This window comes from Streptomyces millisiae (assembly GCF_031845425.1).
GTDB lineage: Bacteria > Actinomycetota > Actinomycetes > Streptomycetales > Streptomycetaceae > Streptomyces > Streptomyces millisiae.
In genome coordinates this window covers 1-3,441 of the sequence record NZ_JAVREM010000146.1, presented here as the reverse complement: position 1 = coordinate 3,441, position 3,441 = coordinate 1, and the positions used below count along the sequence as shown (strand labels likewise).

The window sequence follows — 3,441 nt, the reverse complement described above, 5'->3', positions numbered from 1 at the left end:
GAGCGGCGCGGACCCACCTGGTCAGGGAGGTGGTGCGGGAACGCGTCCGCCGGGGCCGGGTCGGAGGTGGGGGTGGGTGTGGGGGTGGCGGGGAGGACCGACCGTACCCGGGTGCTGGGAGCGGGCGTCGGTTCGAGGGGGAAGCGGGCCACGTCGGCCGGGTCGGGCTCCCAGTCCGGCGGATGGACGGGGCGGGAGAGCGAGTGGGTGACGCAGTCGCAGCCTGGCTCGCCGTTCGCTAACGCGGGACGGCCACAGATCAAGCAGTCGAACTGGTCGGTCACCGCGCCCCCCTCCCCGGTTTCGATTGGCAGCGATTATGCCCCACCCCCCTCACTGACGGGGCTCGGTCACTCAAGAAGCCGGACAAGGCAAACGCGGACAAAATAGCGATGGAAACGCGCATACCCCATTGCGAAGCGATCACCCGGCGGGAAACCCGTTCGTCGAGAGGAGGCGCCCATGTCGACTCGGCCGGCGCCGACCGCACCCGCCGCCGGACCCGCGTCCGAGGAACACGCCGCCGGCGCGCTGTGGCTGTCGCTCGGAGCGCTGCTGCTCGGGCTGTTCCTCGCGGCCCTCGACCAGACCATCGTCGCCACGGCGCTGCCCACCATCGTCAGCGAACTCGGCGGCCTCGAGCACCTGTCCTGGGTCGTCACCGCCTACCTCCTGGCGGCCACGGCCGGCACACCGCTGTGGGGGAAGCTCGGCGACCAGTACGGCCGAAAAAAGCTGTTCCAGACCGCGATCGTCATCTTTCTGATCGGTTCGGCGCTGTGCGGGATCGCCCAGAACATGGCGGAGCTGATCGGTTTCCGCTTTCTCCAGGGGCTCGGCGGCGGCGGTCTGATCGTGCTGTCGATGGCGATCGTCGGCGACCTCGTCCCGCCCCGGGAACGCGGCCGCTACCAGGGCGTGTTCGGCGCCGTGTTCGGCGCCGTGTTCGGCGCCACCAGCGTGCTGGGGCCGCTGCTCGGCGGCTTCTTCGTCGACCACCTGAGCTGGCGCTGGGTCTTCTACATCAACCTGCCGATCGGCGTCTTCGCGCTGCTCGTGATCGCCGCCACGCTGCACATTCCCGTGCACCGCGTGCCGCACGTCATCGACTACGCGGGCACCGCGCTGATCGCCGGCGTGGCCGGCGCCCTGGTGATCATCGCCTCGCTCGGCGGCACCACCTGGGCCTGGGGCTCCTGGCAGATCCTGCTGCTCGCGGTCGCCGCGGTCGGCGGCATGGTCGGCTTCGTCCTCGTCGAGCGGCGGGCGGCGGAGCCCGTGCTGCCGCTCGGCCTGTTCGGCAACCACACCTTCACGCTCTGCAGCGCCGTCGCCTTCGTCATCGGCTTCGCCATGTTCGGCGCGATGACCTACCTGCCGACGTTCCTCCAGGTGGTACGCGGGGTCTCCCCCACGCTCTCCGGCGTCCACCTGCTGCCGATGGTGATCGGCCTGCTGCTGGCGTCCACCCTCTCCGGGCAGCTGATCAGCCACACCGGCCGCTGGAAGCTCTACCCGGTGCTCGGCACCGCCGTCACCGTCGTCGGCCTGGTGCTGCTGCACCTGCTCGCCAGGGACACCGGCGACCTCCTCATGAACCTGTACTTCTTCGTCTTCGGCGCGGGCATCGGCCTGGTGCTCCAGGTGCTCGTGCTGGCGGTGCAGAACGCCGTCGACTACCGCGACCTGGGCGTGGCCACCTCGGGGGTCACGTTCTTCCGCTCCATCGGCGCCGCCTTCGGCGTGGCGGTCTTCGGCACGATCTTCACCAACCGGCTGCGGGACGGGCTCGACGACGCGCTGCGCGGCGCCTCGCTGCCGCCCGGCGTGAGCGTCGACTCGCTGGAGCACGACCCGCGCGGCATCGGCACGCTGCCCGCACCGCTCAGGGGCCGGGTGCTCGACTCCTACGCGGACGCGATCACCGACGTCTTCCTCTACGCGGTGCCGGTGGTGGTCGTCGCCCACCTGCTGGCGTGGGCGGTGCGTGAGGACCCGTTGCGCGGCAGCGTACGGGCCCCGGACGCCAGCGAGACGGTGCCGCCGACGCCCGTGGTGCGCTCGTCCCACGACGAGTGCGCGCGGGCCCTCTCGCTGCTCGGCACCCGCGCCGGGCGGCACGACCTGTACGCGAGGATCACCGAACGCGCCGGCGTCGACCTGCTGCCGGCCGCCTGCTGGCTGCTGCTGCGGATCCGCCAGGACGGGGCGGTCCAGCCGGCGCTGCTCGCCGAGCGGATCTCGCTGCCGATCACGGTCATGGCCCCCGCCGCCCGCCAACTGGAGGAACGCGGTCTGGCCCGCCGGGACGGCCTCTCGCTGCGGGCCACGGACCGCGGGCGCGAGCTCACCGAACGCCTGGCGCACCAACGCGAGGAGGAGCTGGCCGCGCTGCTCGGCGACTGGTGGGGCCCGGAGCGGCCGCGCGACCTCGTCGACCTGGTACGGGAACTGAGCGCCGAGCTCGGCACCGGGCCGCGCGCCCCGCGGGAGGTGGAACGCGAGTGATCGGCTGACGACGCGGGGTGGAACGGAGGGCCAAGAACGGGGAGGGGGGCTGGCGCGATGTGACCCTCGTTTTGTACCGTGGTCAAACAAAGTGGTTCCGCCCGCTTCCCCGACCACCCGGGCGGAGCCACTGGCTCTCTCGCCCATCCCCTTCTCGTTTCTCACCGGAGGCACCGCGCCATGCCCGCCGTCAACCTGACCGCCCGCGCCCTGCTCCTGGACATGGACGGCACCCTGGTCGACTCGGCGGCCGCCGTGGAACGCGTCTGGCGGGGCTGGGCCGTCGAGACGGGCATCGACCCGGAGCTCGTGCTGGCGGTCATGCCGGGCCGGCAGGGCCACGCCACCATGGCCGAGCTGCTCCCCGACCGCCCCGTCGAGCTCAACCTCGCCGACGCGCGCCGGCTGCTGGCACAGGAGACCGCCGACGTGGCCGACATCGTGCCGATCCCCGGCGCGGCGGAGTTCCTGGCCGCCGTCGAGCCCTTCCCCCACGCGCTGGTCACCTCGGCCGACGTGCCGCTGGCCACGGCCCGCATGACGGCGGCCGGCCTGCGGATCCCGGACATCAGGATCACGGCGGAGTCGGTCAGCGCCAGCAAGCCGGACCCGGAGGGCTTCCTCAAGGCCGCGGCCGAACTGGGCGTGGCGCCGGCCGACTGCGTCGTCTTCGAGGACTCCGCGGCCGGCATCGCGGCGGCGCGGGCCGCGGGCATGCGGGTCGTGGGCGTCGGCGCGACGGCCGCGACGCACGGGCCGACGGCGTGGGCCGCGACGCTGCGGGATGTCATGCTGACGGCGGGGGCGGACCGCGCCCTCACGCTGCGCGTGGGCTGAGCCGTTTTCCGGCGCTCCGCCCATCCCGCTGCGCGGGGGCCGGCCGCCGCGCTGCGCGCGGGGTTCTGTCCCCCACCCACCCGCCCTTTCCCGCGT

Annotated in this window: 2 protein-coding genes and 1 pseudogene; 2 read left to right on the top strand and 1 reads right to left on the bottom strand. The window is 73.1% G+C overall.

Annotation, left to right across the window (positions count from 1 at the left end):
• Positions 1–284 (bottom strand): annotated as a pseudogene (locus RNC47_RS35870) (hypothetical protein); the annotation flags it as partial.
• A 178-nt stretch (positions 285–462) separates the two neighbouring features.
• Between RNC47_RS35870 and RNC47_RS35865 the strand changes: the two are divergent.
• Together RNC47_RS35865 and RNC47_RS35860 are read left to right on the top strand one after the other, a co-directional pair.
• Entirely contained in the window at positions 463–2,508 is a 2,046-nt protein-coding gene (locus tag RNC47_RS35865) for an MDR family MFS transporter (protein WP_311605026.1), read from the top strand.
• 180 nt (positions 2,509–2,688) lie between these two features.
• The gene (locus RNC47_RS35860; protein ID WP_311605024.1) at positions 2,689–3,345 is read left to right on the top strand and encodes an HAD-IA family hydrolase; all 657 of its coding nucleotides are present in this window, start codon (positions 2,689–2,691) and stop codon (positions 3,343–3,345) included.
• Positions 3,346–3,441: the final 96 nt, after the last annotated feature.